This window comes from Candidatus Flexicrinis affinis (assembly GCA_016716525.1).
GTDB classification, from domain to species: Bacteria; Chloroflexota; Anaerolineae; order Aggregatilineales; family Phototrophicaceae; genus Flexicrinis; species Flexicrinis affinis.
This window is the reverse complement of sequence record JADJWE010000001.1, coordinates 365,062-381,276: the sequence shown is the minus strand read 5'-3', so window position 1 is coordinate 381,276 and position 16,215 is coordinate 365,062. Positions and strand designations below refer to the sequence as shown.

Sequence of the window (16,215 nt, the reverse complement as noted above, 5' to 3'; positions counted from 1 at the left end):
ATGTGATACTCTGCTGCGTCACGATAGAACAGCCAGTTTTCGAAGGATACGGAATCACCGATGGCGAATCATAAGTCTGCCCTCAAGCGCATCCGCCAAACGGCGAAGCGCCGGGAGTACAACCGGACCTATCGCACCCGTGCGCGGACGTTCGTCAAGAAGGCGCGCGCGGCCATCAAGGCGGCCCCTGAAACGACCGACGCGGTCGAAGCCGTGAAGGCAGCCGTTCGCGATTTGGACATGGCCGCCAGCCGCGGCGTGATCCACCCGCGCAACGCAGCCCGCCGCAAGAGCCGCTTGATGAAGCAGCTCGCCGCTGCGCAGAGCTAGCGCACTGCGATACCCAACAACAACGGCCGACGTTTTACGTCGGCCGTTTTGTTTTGCGCATGACTTCGCCCCCGGGCATCACGGGGCTGCCGGTTCGCCGGTATTGACTTCCAGCCGATATCCCACGCCCCGTACCGTCCGCAAATGCTGTGCGGCGCCTACCCCCTTCAGCAGTTCGCGTACTTTGCTAATGTGCACGTCCAGCGTACGCGTATCGCCGATGTAGTTGGTCTGCCACACCACGTTCATGAGTGTCGCACGTTCGACCGTCTGGTTGGCGTGCCGGATGAACATCTCGAGCAGGGCGGCAAGCTTGGGGTTCAGCAGCAGTTCGTGTCCGTTCACGGTCAGCACGCGGCGCTGCACCTGCATACTGAACACGCCGGCGGACACCACCTCATCGGCAGGCAGGTTGACAAGCTTCTCGATATGGTTGGTGAGTTTGCGGGCCGTAATGGGTGCGTTGATCGTACCGTCGATCACAGTGCTGACGGTCTTGTTGCCCGCTAGGACCACGCGGATCAGCTTGACCGCAGGCAACGCGTCACGAATCTGCTTGAGCGATCGGTCACCGTGCGTGCGCAGGCTAACCGAGTCCCACACCACCACTCTCGGAGCCAGCGACGGCAGTACGTCGAGCGCGCTCTTCCCGCTGCTGACAATCGTTATCGCGTAGCGCTTCTCCAACGCCTCGATCCACTGCGCGCCTTTTGACGTCAGGCGGCCAATCAGCAGGACCGAAGGTCGAGACTCCATCTGTCTAGCTCCATTAGTACGCAAACCGGTCCCGCCGAGTCATAATGCGAGCGTCTTCCGACTTTCATTCCCGGAGACTTCAATACGGCTGCACAGGCTGCGCCGCGCGAGGGCTGGGACCGTCAAAGGCGGGGATGAACAAGACAGATTATAAGCTATCCTCACGGACACGGCACGTATGAAAATCCTAATCGAGCAAGCTAACCGCATGTTGGATGTCCATAAACTCGCCCAACACGCGGCGCGAGTGGTCGATCTGGCGGCAACGATCCAGCAGATTGCAGCACCGACCTTTCACGAACAGCAGCGCGCCGCTTATGTCGAGCGCCAGTTCCGGCAGGCCGGCCTCGAAGACGTGACGACCGACGACACCTTCAACGTATACGCGCGTATGCCCGGCCTCGACTCCCATAAGCCCGCCCTGATGATCATCGCGCATACCGATACCGTGTTCGGGCCGGACGTCGAACTTACGCACGGCCGGGACGCAACTACCCTATACGGGCCCGGGATCGGCGACAACTGTATGGGCGTCGCCGGTATGCTGGGCGCGATCGCCGTGCTGCAAGACAGCGCCATCACGCCCGACCGCGACCTGTGGTTCGTCGCGACGACGTGCGAGGAGGGATTGGGCAACCTGCGCGGCATTCGTGCAGCGTTCGAGCGCCTCAAGGATCGCGTCGGCGCGGTCATCAATATCGAAGGCTTGGCGTTCGGCCACATCTACCACGCCGGAATCGCCGTCAAACGGCTGCATATCACCGTACGCGCGCCGGGCGGACACAGTTGGCTGCATTTCGGGCGGCCCAGTGCGATCCACGTCTTGATGCAGCTCGGCGCGCGCATCGCGGAAATCCGCCCCGCGCAGCACCCGCGCACCACTTATAACATCGGTCTGATCGACGGCGGCGTGTCGATCAACACGATCGCTGCCAGCGCCTCGATGTGGCTGGACTTGCGGTCCGAGGACACGGCCTCGCTGCAAGCACTTGAGCGCGAAGTGCGGCAGATCATCCGGTCGTTTGAATCAAACGACGTGGGGCTGGATGTCGAAGTGGTCGGCGAACGGCCGGCTGGAAGCATTCCGCCCGATCACCCGCTGGTTCGCATGGCCGTCGACGCGCTCGAAACCGTCGGCATAAAGGCCATCCTCGAAACCGGCAGCACGGACGGAAACATTCCGTTGGCGGCCGGATGTCCCGCCGTGACGGTCGGAATAACGCGCGGCGGCAACGCCCACCGGCTGGACGAATTCGCCGAGATTGGCCCGGTCGAATCGGGAATGCAGCAGTTGATGACACTGATCCTCGCTGCATCACATGCTGATGCTGTGTGGACGAAGATATAGGAGCGCGGGATGAATCACGTCTTTGTTACGGGGACCAGCCGCGGGATCGGGCTTGAGATTGTCCGGCAGCTCAGCGAACGGCCCAAAGTCACCGTGTATGCCGCCTGCCGCAACCCGGAAGCAGCGGCAGAACTGCAAGCAGTGGCATCCAATGCACGCGGAACGGTGCACCCTATCCCGCTCGAGGTCACCGACCCGGCACAGATCGCCGCGACTAAAGAATTCGTGCGCTCGCACACCAACGTACTCGATGTCCTGATCAACAACGCGGGCATCGATCCGGACGACGACAAGCAGCGCCTCGGCCGAATCGACCCGGACGTCATGCTGCATACGCTGCACGTCAACACGGTCGCGCCGCTCTTGATTGCTCAAGCGTTCGTCGACCTGCTGCAGGCCAGCAGCCTCGGGCGGATCATCAACATCTCGTCGGAGATGGGCTCCATCGCTCAACGCAACTACGGCGGCAGCTATGCCTACTGCGCGAGCAAGGCCGCCCTCAACATGAGCACGCGCGGGCTAGCCGCCGACCTCGGCCGGCAGGGAATCGTCTGCGTGACGATCGATCCCGGCTGGGTCAAGACGGACATGGGCGGACGCAACGCGCCGCTTGAACGCGAGGAATCGGTGCTCGGGCTGCTGCGCGTGATCGAACGGCTGACGCGTGCCGACAACGGCAGTTACAAACGCTGGAACGGCCGCAGTCTGCCGTGGTAATCAGGGCAGCGCCCGCAGCGCGACGCCCAACCGGTCGATCTCCTCGGTCGTGTTGTAGTGAGCCAAGCCGACACGGACAAGCCCGTCCGGCTTACCGAGCCGATCCATGATCTCGACAGCGTAGTAGTTGCCGTGCCACACGTAGATGTCCTGCGCGGCGAGATGCGCGGCCACCTGCTTGGGGGTATATCCTGCCTTCTCGAAGATCACCGTCGGGACACGCTCGGCGGCGCGCTCCGCGGCGGTGATTCCGTAGATCCGGACGCCCGGAATGCGTTCCAGCATCGTAATCAGCGCGGCGGCCAGCTCGCGCTCGTAGGCCACGAACGGCGCCGGTGACGGGCCGCGTCCGCCGTTCATGCGGTCGAGGTAGTCCATCACGCCGCCCAACCCGGCGATGAGTTCGTAACATCCGGTGCCGGTTTCCCACCTGTGCGGCGGCTCGTCGTGCGACGGACGAACTTTATACACCGGGAGTTCAGCCAATAGGTCGTAGTGTCCCCACAGGATTCCGAGGTGCGGACCGAAGAACTTGTACGACGAGCACATCAAGAAGTCACACCCCAGCGCCTGTACGTCAATCGGGATGTGCGGCGCGGACTGCACGGCGTCTACCACGGTGAGCGCGCCGGCCGCCTTGGCCATTGCGACGATGCGCGCGACCGGATTGATGGTGCCGGCGGCGTTGCTGGCGTGAACGATACACACGACCTTGGTGCGGTCGGTCAGCGCCGCCTCAAAGCTGTCCAGATTGAGCGTGCAGTCTTCGACGTTCAAGTCGACCCAGCGCACGACCAGCCCATGATCCTCGGCGATGCGGAGCCACGGCGACACGTTCGCGTCGTGATCCATGCGCGTGAGGATGATCTCGTCGCCGGGCTTCAACGTGCGGGCAATGGCGCGGCTCAGCGAAAAGTTGAGCGTCGTCATGTTGGGACCGAAAGCGATCTCGTGCGGGTTGGGCGCGCCGAGGAATTTCGCCACCTGCGCGCGCACGGCGTCGACCATCGCGTCGGTGCGCCGGCTCGTCTCGAACGTGCCGCCGCTGTTCGCGTTTGAAGTCAGGAAGTAGTCGCTGACGCGGTCAATCACGTCTTGGACGACTTGCGTGCCGGCGGGGTTATCGAAGTAGACCGGCGTGCGACCGTGCTCTGATGGGCGGTGCAGCGAGGGAAACTGACGGCGAACCGCCAACACATCAAACGTCATGATACGCTCCTAAGCGTGTGCGAGCCAAACAATGCCATGTCCGGGCATGACCAGCGAAAGGTTGGTCAGCACGGGTTCGTCGGTGATCAAATCGACAACCTGCGGCGGCACCTGCCACGCGCGTGACAGCGCCTCCCACGTTACGATCTGGGGATAATCGCTGAAGTTCGCCAGCACGACGATCTTTTCGCTGCGCACGAAACCGAGGACGTGCGCGCTGCCGCTGTCGAAGAAGGTCGTCGCGCCCGGCCCGAACGCGGGATTGGCTTTGCGGATAGCGATCATCCGCAGCAGACCGTGAAACACCCTGCCCTGCGGGCTGGCCGGGTCGCTGCGGGCTTCTTCAAGGCGCGCCCAGTCGAATTTGGGCCGGTGGACCCAGCGCTCGTCGCCCGCTTGGCCGGGCCGGTCGCGGAAGCCGTAATCGTTGAGCTGCGCGATCTCGTCGCCGCTGTACAGCAGCGGGATTCCGCCCGCAGCCAATATGATTCCGTGCAGCATCAGCACGCGCTTAACGCCAGCGTCGATCCATTCCGGGCTTTGCCGCCGCATGCCCGCTTCGAGGCCTGCCAGCGACGCGGCCGTGCCGCAAATCCGCATATCGAGTGTTACCGGGTTGAAGTTGAACGACAGGCCGACGGCGAACGATCCGTCGTGCTGACCGGTGTAGAACCGGTTCAGGAACTGGCGGTGATCGAACCCGTTGATCCACAGATCGCGCGCGTCTTCGTCGGCAAACGACCAGCCGATGTCGTCGTGCACACGCACGTAGTTGACCCACGCCGTGCCGTCCGGCAGGGCGAAGCGCCGCTCCATGGCGTGACGCAGCAGCTTGACTTCGCGCGTCGCCAGCGCCTCCCAAAGCAGCGCCATCATGGTCGGGTTGTAGCTGATCTGCGCCTCGCCCGGGCTGACGTAGCTGGCGACGTCGTCCGGGTGCACGATTGCCTCGCTCTTGAAGATCAGGGCGGGAGCGACGATTTGCGCGAGCGCGTTGTACGCCTGAATGAGCGTATGCACTTGCGGCAGGTTCTCGCAGGTGGTGCCCAACTGCTTCCAGATGAACGCGACGGCATCGAGTCGCAGCACCTCCACACCCTGATTGGCGAGGTACAGCATCTCGCCGAGCATCGCCGTAAAGACCTCGGGATTGCGGTAATTGAGATCCCACTGGAAGGTGTTAAACGTCGTCCACACCCAGCGGTCGATCGACTCGACGTACGTGAACGCACCGGGGGCTTGAGCCGGGAAAATGTCGCGCAGCATCGGCTGATACTGATCCGGCAGGCTGCGGTCGGGGAACATATTGTAGAAATTCTGGTAGCGCTCTTCGCCTGCCAGCGCGCGTTTGGCCCACGTGTGTTCATCGGACGTGTGGTTGAACACAAAGTCCAGCACGACGCTGATGTCCTCGGCGCGCAAGGCGTCGATCAGGTCGCGCAGATCGTCCATCGTACCCAGCGCCGGATTGACGTCGCGGAAGCTGCTGATCGCATAGCCGCCGTCGCTGTTCTCCTCCGGGCACAAAAACAGCGGCATCAGATGGACGTATGTCAAGCCAAGCTCGCGCAAATACGGAATCTCTTCTTTGACGCCGTTGAGCGTGTCATTGAACAGATCGACATATAGCACGCCGCCGATCATGGTGTGCGATTGGAACCAGTGCGGGTCGTGCAGCCGTTCCTCGTCCCGCGCGCGTAGCGCCGCAGACCGCGACTTAAACGCCTCTGCCGCCGTATATAGGATTTGTTCGAGGTGATAGAAGAAGTCGTAGTGGGTCCCGTAGATCTTGGAGAGCAGCTTGAACACGGTCGGAAAATGCTGTTGAAGCCGCCGGTCGAAGTGGATGAAATCGTCGTCGGACAACACGGTACGCAGGCGCGGCGCCAAGCGCTCGTAGGTAACGTGCGCCTCGCGGTCAAGATCGATCATTTGTGCCTCCAAAGTCGCCACGCCATTATAGCGCGGTGACTCAGCAATTGGGGCGACACTTAGCGCGCAGCGCGGCACGCTGTGTTATACTGACGCTAGCTTCGAATCAACCCGAGTCAGCGCTATCGAAAGGTCAATCCCTACATGGCCAGTTTGTTTGAGAAAATCAACACGCTGATCAGCGCGAGCTTGCACGGGCTCGTCGACCGTGCCCTTCAGGCCAACTCGCCGCAGGTCCTCGACGAGTACATCCGTCAGGTCGAACGCAACCTTGAGGAGCTTGAGGAATCGACCGCCAACGTCGGCGGCACGGTCAAGACGCTCCGCCGCAAGTACGAAGAGTTTACCGCCGCGGCCGACAAGCTGGATCGCGACATCGACGCACTGGTATTGGCCGGCAAGGACGATCTGGCGATCGCCGCGCAGAGCCAGCTCAACACCAAGAAGTCGCTGGCGCAGGAATACTATCAGCAGTGGGAAGAGCAGAACAAGCAGTACGAGCTGATGCTCGGAATGCGCTCGAAGCTGCAGTCGCGCCTCGTGTCGATCAAGCAGGAGCGCGAACACCTGCTTGGTCTGATGCAGTTGATGGAAAGCAAGCGCATCGCCGCCAAGACGATGAAGTCGCTGGATCAGATCGCGACCGTCGGCGACGCCGAGATCAGCAGCATGAGCGAACAGATCAAGGCGCGGCTGGACAAGGAAGACGCGCGGCTCGAACAAGCCACGCGCAACGTCGCCGACCAGATCGACGACGCCGTGCGCAGCTCGGAACTGGAACGCCAGTTGGCCGAGCGGCGCGCCCGCCTGCTGGGCAATCAGGGCTAGTTCATCGTCAGGGGGCAGCGGCTTACATACCCGGTCGCTGCCCGCCTGTTCAATCGTCTCGGAGCCTTGCGTACCATGGCCGAACAACAGTCCGAATTACGCCGTCGTGCGATCGGCGCGATACTGGCGAACGCGCTGCGCAGCCCGCAGTTTTTGTTTACGGTCGCGTTCACCATCGCGCTGTACGTCTTCGTAGGCGACAACATCAGTGTGCCCTTGTTTGACTGGCAGAGCTGGTATTGGCTGGTTGGTGGCGGTCTGGCGGCGCTCGGGTTCCTCGCCGCGTCGGTGACCGATCCGGAAGCGGCGCAAGAGGCGGTCAACCGCATGTTCGAGCAAAAACTCCAGCTCGACCGTGTGAAGAATCGTGTCGCCCGCCAGCACATACAGAAGGCGCTCGAATACCGCACGCAGATGCTCGACCTTGCAAAGAAGGCTAAAGGGTCGCTAAAGACTAACCTGCTGCAGACGGTCGACGACGTCAACGCGTGGATCGGGCACATGGTCAACCTCGGCCTGCATCTCGACGAGTTCGCCGAGAATCAGTTGATCGCTCGTGATGTCAAGGAAGTGCCGACGCGCATCTCGAAGGTCTCACAGCGCATTGAGGTTGAAAAGCGCAACGGCGCCGATCTGGTTGTCTCCGAACTGGAAAAGCAGCGTGCCCAGCTCGAGCAGCAGCTCACCAACCTGCAGGCCGCGGTCAACAACTCTAAACGGGCCGAGATTCAGCTCGAGAGCGCGCTGGCATCGCTCGGCACAATCTACGCACAAATGTCCCGCCTCGGCACGTCCGAGGTCGACAGCGGCAGAATGCAGCGCATGCGGCTCGAAATTCAAGAAGAAGTCAGCAGCTTGCAGGACACCATCCACGCGATGGAAGAAGTCCAGCAGCAGGCACTGCGCCTCGGATAGCCCTTACAAGCCAATCGAGAAGGATGTGGAGGCGTTGCCTCCACACCTCCACAAGGGGCTTACACCCCTTGACCCCCTAATCATGAAGCAGGGATTGGGACAGCGTCCCAACCTGAAATCGCTTCTCAAATAGTCTCTTACAGACTGGCGACAAACGCGCTCGATAGTGCGAAGACCGTCTCTTTCTCGATATCCTGAGTCAGGATGTGGCCGCTCGTCTCCAGCAGGTGCGTTTCGACGCGGGTGCTCCGCGTCAGTCCCGTCTTCAGCGCGTCGAGGTGATGTGGTCTCACTGTTTCGTCGCCCTTCGAGTACACCGCCAGCACCGGCGCCATGATGTGTGGCAGGCTTTCCCGCGCATTCGCCATCACGAACGTGAGCTGTTCGACCGCGGCCGACGACCACAGCCCGTAACGCACGCGCCCCAATGGGCGTTCGCCGCGCTCTTGTTGCTGTTCGAGCACACGATCCGCGAACGGCCCGCGGTCAGTCTGATCGGTGAAGGGTTGAAACAACTTCGCGATTCGCATCTTGCGCGGCGTCAGGTTCGGAAACGGCACCAGCGGCGCCGCAAGTGCCATCACGCCCGCAACCTCGAACGAGTCCGCCGTGATGAGCGACAACGCCGCCCCCATCGACAGACCGCCGACGACCACGCGCTCGCACTGCTGCGCCAGCATGTGATACGCGTCTGCCGCGGACGCAGTCCAATCCTGCCAGTGCATGCGTGCCATATTGCGCGGGTTCGTCCCGTGACCCGCTAACCGCGGCGCATACACCGTGTGCCCGTCAGCGGCCAAGTGCTGCGCCCACCACAGCACTTCGTGAGGCGACGCGCTGAAACCGTGCATCAGCAAGATGCCCAGCGGGCCGCCGCGTGCGAAGATCGGTTCGGCGCCGGGCATGATCGGAGATTGCGCCATCGGGATTAATCCTTTGCGCGAAAAAGGTGCGGGCGGTCGACTTCCCTTTAGAGGCGGGACAATAGTGTCGTTGCACGCCCTGCCCGCTGAGATTACTATAAGCATGCGTACCGAAACAACACGTTGGGAGAAGCGCGCATGCGCCGACTGGCCCTACTGCTTATCGCCGTGCTGATGCTGGCGGCCCCTGCAACGGCTCAGGAGGATGGACTGAACCTGCCGGCGGAGCTGTATACGCTGAAGCGCGACGGCACGATTCAGCGCATTGGGCTTGGCGCGGCGGGCGCCTCGGACGTCACCCCGCCCGGCGCCCTGACTCTCGACTTCGGCCTATCGCCGGACGGCGTTTGGATGGCATACCGTACCGACGGCGCAGTCGGGCTGCACAACATGCGCACCGGTGAGCAGCGCCCGCTCGACACGACCGGCGCGAGCTATCCGCCATACCGTGGGCGCGGTCAGAGCGTGGCGTGGTCGCCGCAAGGGGATGCCGTCGCGTACACCACCGAGTTCGGCCTGCGCGTCGCCGTGCTGGACGGCACGTTTGGCGACATCACGATTACCCCGCTGATCAGCTTGAACTGGTCGCCGGACGGTCAATACTTGGCGGCCGAAGCGGAGGACGACATCTGGTGGGTCTATCGCCGGCAGCAGAACAGCGCCGAGCCGCTCGTTCTGCACGCGGCCCTGCCCTCGTCGCGCGGAACCGCATGGGTCAGTGGCAACCTGTTGATGTTCGCCCCGGCCGATGGTGGACTATTCCTCCTCGACGTATCGAACGCCAACCAGCAGACCCAGCTTGCCGACTCGACACGCCGGTTCGCGCTTCCACAGCGCCGGCAAGACGGCACGGTGGCCGTGTTCGGACGTGCTCAGAACGATACGCGCATTACGGAGACTGCCGGCTACTTGCACCAGATCGTCGCCACGACGCGCGGCGTCGAGGTCGAGCAAATCGGCGAAGAGAGCGTCGAGCTGGCAAACGTGCAGTGGGCGCCGGGTGGTCGGGTCATGATTGCGCTCAGCGGCGGCGTCCTCGCCGTCGTCGATCCGGTCAGCGCGCAGGGCTTCAACCTGCCGCTGACAGAGGTCGCTGCCGTCGCGTGGGGAGCGCTGCGCCTTCCGAGCGTGCCCAACATGCCGCTCACCGCCGACATCGCATTCTTGGGAGACGACGGCACCGGCATCAGGCAGGTTTGGCGGCTGACCAAGGACGGCAGCGCCGCTCAGCCGATTACCGCGCACGATTCGAGCATCGAGAGCTTCGACATCGCCGCGGACGGCAGCACGGTCGCGTATGTCAGCGGCGAGACGCTGTGGCTGTTCACCCCCAATCCCGACATCGCAACACCGTTGGTCACCGGGGTCGGCATCACGCATCCTGCCCTCAACGCCAGCGCCGATCAAGTCGCGTATGCAGCGCCGGACGGCGTGTATCTGGTCGATGCGGCGGGAGGCGAGCCCCAGCGTGTGCTGGAAGGCTACAGCGAGCCGATGTTCTTCGACGCGCGCGGCGCGCTGATCGCCCGGCTGAGCGACGGCGATCTCGCGCTGTATACGATCGGAACTGGCGACGTGCAACGTCTCGGGAGCTTCCGCGTCGCGCGACCGCTGCCCGATGGCCGGCTGTTGGCGCTGGGCGCCGTATCGCCCAGCCAGCGCGACGGGCTTTACGTGCTCGACCCGGGACGGGCCGAACCGGTCCAAATCTTTGCGCCGCCGAATGGGACGATCAGCGACGCGGCGCAGCTTGCAAACGGCGCGTTCCGCGTGATCGTTAACCGCAGCGACGGCCTGCCGGCTCCGCTTCGCGTATACGACATCCAACCGGGGCAAGGACCGGTGAGCATTCCGGTCGTACCATATTTGAACGACGCCCGCGTTTCACCGGACGGCTTCACTCTCGCCGGATTTGCCAGCGGTGCGGGCACCATGGCGGTCTACAGTGTGGTTCTGTCCGCAGAGAGCGTAATCACCCTGCCCGCACGTGCTGAAAGCATCCGCTTCGTCCCATTCAGTTGATTCTCATATTGAGTGCGTAGAGTTCTCATAAGCCTTTGCTACCCTGCGCACCTGAAACGTATCTGAAGGTGCTCCCCCAAAAGGATGAACCATGATGTCAGGCGAACGCATCCTTGTGATTGAGGACGAGGCTCGCATAGCCCAGTTTATCGAGCGCGGCTTGATCTACGAAGGTTACCGCGTGAATGTCGCCCGTGACGGCCAAACCGGCCTGAATATCGCCCGGGACAATCCCCCTGATTTGGTGATCCTCGACTGGATGCTGCCAGGGCTGGACGGCTTGGAGGTTTGCCGTCGCCTGCGCGCTGCTAGCGACGTGCCCATCCTGATGTTGACCGCCAAAGATGACGTCAGTGACCGCGTGTCGGCTCTCGACACCGGCGCGGACGATTACCTCGTCAAGCCGTTTAGCATTGACGAACTGATGGCCCGTGTCCGGGCGTTGTTCCGTCGCGCGACACCGACCAGCCGGCCGGAGATCCTGCGCTTTGCCGATCTCACGCTCGATACGGGCACGCATCGGGCATACCGTGGCGACCACGCCATCGACCTTACCGCCAAGGAATACGAACTCCTCGAGCTGTTCATGCGCAATCCGCGTCAAGTGCTCACCCGCGACGTCATCTTCGACCGCGTGTGGGGGTATGACTTCGGTGGCGAGAGCAACATCATCGAGGTCTACGTCCGCTACCTTCGTCAGAAGACGGAGTCGAACAACGAAGCGCGCCTGATCCACACGGTGCGCGGCGTTGGGTACGTGCTTCGTGAGGAATAGCAACCGCGCATGACCTTGAAGACGAGGCTGGCGTTCGGGTTCGCCAGCCTACTCGCGTTGACGATCACATTACTGAGCGCCGCGGTCGTCGGGCTGATGTGGTGGTCGATGGTGCGCGATGTCGACTCGCGTTTGGTCGACACTGCCGACTTGATCAACGCCGATACGCGCTTCGCGGTCTTGCCACTGATGCAGTCTCGATACCATGTCCAGCTTCCTGAGCTGGATTTTGTTCGCGCATCCGGCACCGAAGTACAGGTGTGGGTCAAGGAAAACGGCACCTATACGCCGGTCGATTCCTCGGCCAACCTCGAAGACTGGCCCAACGCCCTCGATCCTTCGGCATTGGGGCGTGTGGACGAGCACACCTTCTCAACCGTCAACATCAACGGCACGTGGTGGCGCGTACACACCAGCCCGATTTGGTTCGGGTCCGATGCGATTGGCAGCATTCAGGTCGCGCATTCGCTGGAGATCATGAACAGCGCGACGAGTTCGCTGCTGCTTGTGGTCTTGATTTGCGCACTGATCGCGCTGGCCGGGTCGATGATCCTCAGCCGCTGGTTGGCACGCCGCCTGATCGAACCGGTGCAGGAACTGACGACGGCAGCGGCGCGAATCGTCGGCGCGTCAGACCTGTCGACTCGCCTTACATGGAACGGCCCGAATGATGAATTGGGCCGGCTGATCTCGGTGTTCAACAAGATGATGGAGCGCCTGCAGCACGTGTTCAGCGTGCAGCAGCGGTTCGTCGCCGATATCAGTCACGAACTACGTACACCGCTGACCGGCATTCTGCTGAACGTCGATCTGATGAAGAAGATCGGGGCCGACGAAGAATCGCTGACTGCGATCTACACCGACACCGAGCGTATGTCGCGCCTCGTCAACGACCTGTTGATGCTGGCACGTGCAGATTACGGCGGCGTGTCGGTACACATGACACCGCTCGACGCCGACGAAGTCGTGAGCGATGCGGTGCGCGCGGCACGGCCACTGGCGGAAGCCAAAGGGATCAAGCTGTCGGTCGTGCACATCGAGCCGCTGCGAATTTACGGCGACGTACAACAACTTCAGCAGTTGATGGGCAACTTGATCAGCAACGCGATCAAGTTCACGCCGGAGGGCGGCACGGTGTCGCTCAATATCCAGCGGGTCGACCGCATGGCGCGCATCGAGATCACCGACACGGGCATCGGCATCAGCCCCGAGCAGCAGGAGCGCATCTTCGACCGATTCTATCAGGTCGACCCGTCGCGCACGCAGGATGGCACCGGCGGGTTCGGTCTGGGGCTGTCGGTGTCGCGCTGGATCGCCGAATCGCACAACGGGGCGATCGAAGTACGCAGCCAGCCTGGGCAAGGGTCGACGTTCACCGTTAGCCTGCCGCTGGTCGATGCAGAAGTCGACGCCAGTCATCCCTCGCGGCAGACGACGCATCAGAAACTCCCGCGGGTCCGTATGCCGGAGTATCCGTCGAGCCGCTAGAATCCCTCGCTTCGAAAATGAAACCGGCCACCCAAAAAGGGTGGCCGGTGTGATTCTGGGTGGTGCTGTATCGTGCTACGACTTGAGCGCTGCGTGTGCGGCCGCAAGGCGTGCCACCGGCACGCGGAACGGCGAGCAGCTCACATAGTCGAGGCCGACGCTGTTGCAGAACGCGATGCTCTTCGGGTCGCCGCCATGTTCGCCGCAGATACCGACCTCGAGGTCCGGCCGGGTCGCGCGACCCTTCTCCACCGCGATGCGGATCAGCGCTCCGACGCCGTCGGGGTCGATGACCTGGAACGGGTTCTCGGGCAGGATGCCGAATTCGATGTAGTGCAGCAGGAACTTGCCTTCGGCGTCGTCACGGCTGATGCCGAACGTCGTTTGCGTCAGGTCGTTGGTGCCGAAGCTGAAGAACTCGCTGACCTCAGCCATCTTGTCGGCGGTGAGGGCGGCACGCGGCAGCTCGATCATCGTTCCGACCTTGTAGTCCAGCTTGCAGGACCGCGTGACGAGGATTTCCTTGCCAATCCGGTCGATCATCTCCTTGATGAGCCTGACCTCGTTGACGTGGTTGGTGACCGCGAGCATGATCTCCGGGTGGACGGCGTAGCCTTCCTCGACCAGATCGCAGGCGGCTTCGAACAGCGCGCGGATCTGCATTTCAGTGATGGCCGGGCGCAGGATGCCGAGGCGGATACCGCGCAGACCGAGCATCGGGTTGAATTCACGCAGGCCCTCGACCGCGGTCATCAGCTCTTCGACCCGCTGCAGTTCCTTGGGCCGGTCTCCCACCAGCCGCAGGCCGGCAGCGCGCAGCGCAAGCTGTTCGTGGTCAGGCATGAACTCATGGAGCGGCGGATCCAGCAGGCGGATGATGACGGGCTGTCCGTCCATCGCCTTGAAGATGCCGTAGAAGTCGTCGTGCTGGAAGTGCTGCAGCTTGGCGAGGTTCTCCGCCTCTTCTTCGCTGCCCGTCTCGGCGAGGATGACTGCCTGCATGAGCGGCAGACGCTCGTCCTGGAAGAACATGTGCTCGGTACGGCACAGGCCGACACCCTGCGCGCCGTATTCACGGGCACGCCGTGCATCCTTGGGATAGTCGGCATTGGCGTACACCTTGAGCTTGCGGACTTCGTCCGCCCAGCCCAGTAGTTCGTGCAGCGTGTATTCACGGTTGAAGTCAGGTTCGACACGGCGAATTTCACCGACATAGACCTCGCCAGTGGTGCCGTCGATCGAGACGGTGTCGCCCTCGTGGACGATCACGCCGTCGACCCACAGCCGCCGGGCGGGAATATCGATTTCAAGCGCTTCCGCACCGCACACGCACGGTACGCCAAACTGGCGGGCGACCACTGCCGCGTGGCTGGTCGCGCCGCCACGGCTGGTCAGAATACCCTTGGACGCCAGCATACCGTGTACGTCATCCGGCTTGGTCTCCGGCCGCACCATGATCACGGACTTGCCCGACTTGCCCCACTTCTCGGCAATGTCGGCGTCAAACGCGGCGATACCGACAGCCGCGCCCGGCGACGCGTTCACGCCCTTGGCGATCCGGCGGCCGGTGCGAACTGCTTCGTTCAACGCATCGGGGTCGAACTGCGGGTGCAGGAGCTGCGAGACCTGTTCCGGCGAAATCCGCAGCACTGCATCGCGCTTGCTGATGATGCCTTCTGCGACAAGATCGACCGCGATCTTGACTGCGGCGCGCGCCGTGCGCTTGCCGTCACGGGTTTGGAGCATCCACAGTTTGCCGCGTTCGATCGTGAACTCGACATCCTGCATCTCGCGATAGTGCTTCTCAAGGCGGCCGACGATCTCGATGAACTCGGCGAAAGCTTCCGGCATTTCCTTCTCGAGCTGTGCAATGGGCAGCGGGGTACGGATACCGGCCACCACGTCTTCGCCCTGCGCGTTCATCAGATAGTCGCCAAACAGGAGCTTCTCGCCCGTCGCCGGGTTGCGCGTGAACGCTACACCGGTCGCGCTGGTCGCGCCGAGGTTGCCGAAGACCATCGTCTGAACGTTGACGGCAGTGCCGAGATTGTGCGGGATGCCAGCGGCGTTACGATAGTCGATCGCGCGCTTGCCGTTCCAGCTCTTGAAGACGGCCTCGACGGCTGCATTGAGCTGCGCGTACGGATCGGTCGGGAAGGGGCTGCCGACTTCTTTTTCATACACGCTCTTGAACTCGGCGACGACCTTCTTCCAATGGTCGGCATTCAGTTCGACGTCGAGCTTGACGCCCGCAGTCTTCTTGGTTTCGGTCAGGATATCCTCAAAGGCCTCGTCCGGCATGTTCATCACGACAGTGCCGAACATTTGAATCAGGCGGCGGTACGCGTCATAGGCAAAGCGGGCGTCGCCCGTTGCCTCTGCCAGCGCTTCGACGACCTTATCGTTGAGGCCAAGGTTGAGCACGGTGTCCATCATGCCCGGCATCGAGAACTTGGCGCCGGAACGGACTGACAGCAGCAGCGGGTTGGCGGGATCTGCGAAGTGCTTGCCGGCCTTCTCTTCGACCTTGCGCAGCGCTTCGAGAACCTGATCCCACAAGCCTTCGGGGAATGTTCCGCCATCGGCCATGTAGGCGTTGCACGCTTCGGTGGTAACGGTGAAGCCCGGGGGCACCGGGACACCAGCACGGGTCATATCGAACAGGCCCGCGCCCTTACCGCCCAAAATCGACTTGACCTGATCCCAAGTCGTCGCCCGCTTCTGGATCTCGGCAAGCTGGTCGAAGAGGAAGACCCACTTCTTACCCTTGCTTTGCCCATTTGTAGGCGTGATCGACTTCTCAGGCTCCTTAATCATCATGAGGTTATCCTCCATTCCATTTACGGTGCTACACCCAACGTTACGCCCGCAAGCCGGAAGTTCCCAATGTCAGAGGTCATGCGCGTAACTGACGTTTGTCAGAACTGCAAATTGGCGTGCTACCCGCTTTTACTAAGTTTGTGATGGATTGC

General features: G+C 62.4%; 13 protein-coding genes. 8 read left to right on the top strand and 5 right to left on the bottom strand.

Annotated features, from left to right (window positions below):
* The first annotated feature begins 60 nt into the window (after nt 1-60).
* Nucleotides 61-330 carry a 30S ribosomal protein S20 gene (gene rpsT, locus IPM16_01525; protein ID MBK9121790.1) on the top strand — a complete coding sequence of 90 codons (270 nt, stop codon included), beginning with the start codon at nt 61-63 and terminating at the stop codon, nt 328-330.
* Between the two features lie 78 nt (nt 331-408).
* Here rpsT and IPM16_01520 read toward each other — a convergent pair whose 3' ends face one another.
* Complete coding sequence (locus IPM16_01520; GenBank protein ID MBK9121789.1) at nt 409-1,086, bottom strand: winged-helix domain-containing protein; 678 nt, start codon at nt 1,084-1,086, stop codon at nt 409-411.
* A 178-nt stretch (nt 1,087-1,264) separates the two neighbouring features.
* On the opposite strand from IPM16_01520, the gene IPM16_01515 reads away from it, so the two are divergent.
* The gene (locus IPM16_01515) at nt 1,265-2,434 is read left to right on the top strand and encodes a M20/M25/M40 family metallo-hydrolase (protein MBK9121788.1); all 1,170 of its coding nucleotides are present in this window, start codon (nt 1,265-1,267) and stop codon (nt 2,432-2,434) included.
* 9 nt (nt 2,435-2,443) lie between these two features.
* Nucleotides 2,444-3,151 carry an SDR family oxidoreductase gene (locus tag IPM16_01510; GenBank protein MBK9121787.1) on the top strand — a complete coding sequence of 236 codons (708 nt, stop codon included), beginning with the start codon at nt 2,444-2,446 and terminating at the stop codon, nt 3,149-3,151.
* Here the strand turns inward: IPM16_01510 and IPM16_01505 are convergent, their stop codons facing one another.
* Both IPM16_01505 and IPM16_01500 read right to left on the bottom strand, forming a co-directional pair.
* Complete coding sequence (locus IPM16_01505; GenBank protein MBK9121786.1) at nt 3,152-4,360, bottom strand: cysteine desulfurase-like protein; 1,209 nt, start codon at nt 4,358-4,360, stop codon at nt 3,152-3,154.
* Nucleotides 4,361-4,369: 9 nt separating this feature from the next.
* Nucleotides 4,370-6,292 carry an amylosucrase gene (locus IPM16_01500; GenBank protein ID MBK9121785.1) on the bottom strand — a complete coding sequence of 641 codons (1,923 nt, stop codon included), beginning with the start codon at nt 6,290-6,292 and terminating at the stop codon, nt 4,370-4,372.
* Between the two features lie 144 nt (nt 6,293-6,436).
* Between IPM16_01500 and IPM16_01495 the strand changes: the two genes are divergently transcribed.
* Both IPM16_01495 and IPM16_01490 read left to right on the top strand, forming a co-directional pair.
* Nucleotides 6,437-7,120 carry a PspA/IM30 family protein gene (locus tag IPM16_01495; protein MBK9121784.1) on the top strand — a complete coding sequence of 228 codons (684 nt, stop codon included), beginning with the start codon at nt 6,437-6,439 and terminating at the stop codon, nt 7,118-7,120.
* 75 nt (nt 7,121-7,195) lie between these two features.
* Nucleotides 7,196-8,035, top strand: coding sequence for a hypothetical protein (locus tag IPM16_01490; GenBank protein ID MBK9121783.1), 840 nt, complete (start codon nt 7,196-7,198; stop codon nt 8,033-8,035).
* Between the two features lie 137 nt (nt 8,036-8,172).
* Here the strand turns inward: IPM16_01490 and IPM16_01485 are convergent, their stop codons facing one another.
* Nucleotides 8,173-8,958: an alpha/beta fold hydrolase gene (locus IPM16_01485; GenBank protein ID MBK9121782.1), complete on the bottom strand. Its 786-nt coding sequence runs from the start codon at nt 8,956-8,958 to the stop codon at nt 8,173-8,175.
* A 138-nt stretch (nt 8,959-9,096) separates the two neighbouring features.
* Between IPM16_01485 and IPM16_01480 the strand changes: the two genes are divergently transcribed.
* The 3 genes from IPM16_01480 (at nt 9,097) to IPM16_01470 (ending at nt 13,243) form a co-directional block, all read left to right on the top strand.
* On the top strand, nt 9,097-10,980 hold the full coding sequence (locus tag IPM16_01480; protein MBK9121781.1) for a hypothetical protein: 1,884 nt from the start codon (nt 9,097-9,099) through the stop codon (nt 10,978-10,980).
* Nucleotides 10,981-11,074: 94 nt separating this feature from the next.
* Nucleotides 11,075-11,755 carry a response regulator transcription factor gene (locus IPM16_01475; protein MBK9121780.1) on the top strand — a complete coding sequence of 227 codons (681 nt, stop codon included), beginning with the start codon at nt 11,075-11,077 and terminating at the stop codon, nt 11,753-11,755.
* Between the two features lie 9 nt (nt 11,756-11,764).
* Nucleotides 11,765-13,243, top strand: a complete 1,479-nt coding sequence (locus tag IPM16_01470; GenBank protein ID MBK9121779.1) for a HAMP domain-containing protein — start codon at nt 11,765-11,767, stop codon at nt 13,241-13,243.
* Nucleotides 13,244-13,318: 75 nt separating this feature from the next.
* Here IPM16_01470 and IPM16_01465 read toward each other — a convergent pair whose 3' ends face one another.
* Nucleotides 13,319-16,060 carry a pyruvate, phosphate dikinase gene (locus IPM16_01465; protein MBK9121778.1) on the bottom strand — a complete coding sequence of 914 codons (2,742 nt, stop codon included), beginning with the start codon at nt 16,058-16,060 and terminating at the stop codon, nt 13,319-13,321.
* Nucleotides 16,061-16,215: the final 155 nt, after the last annotated feature.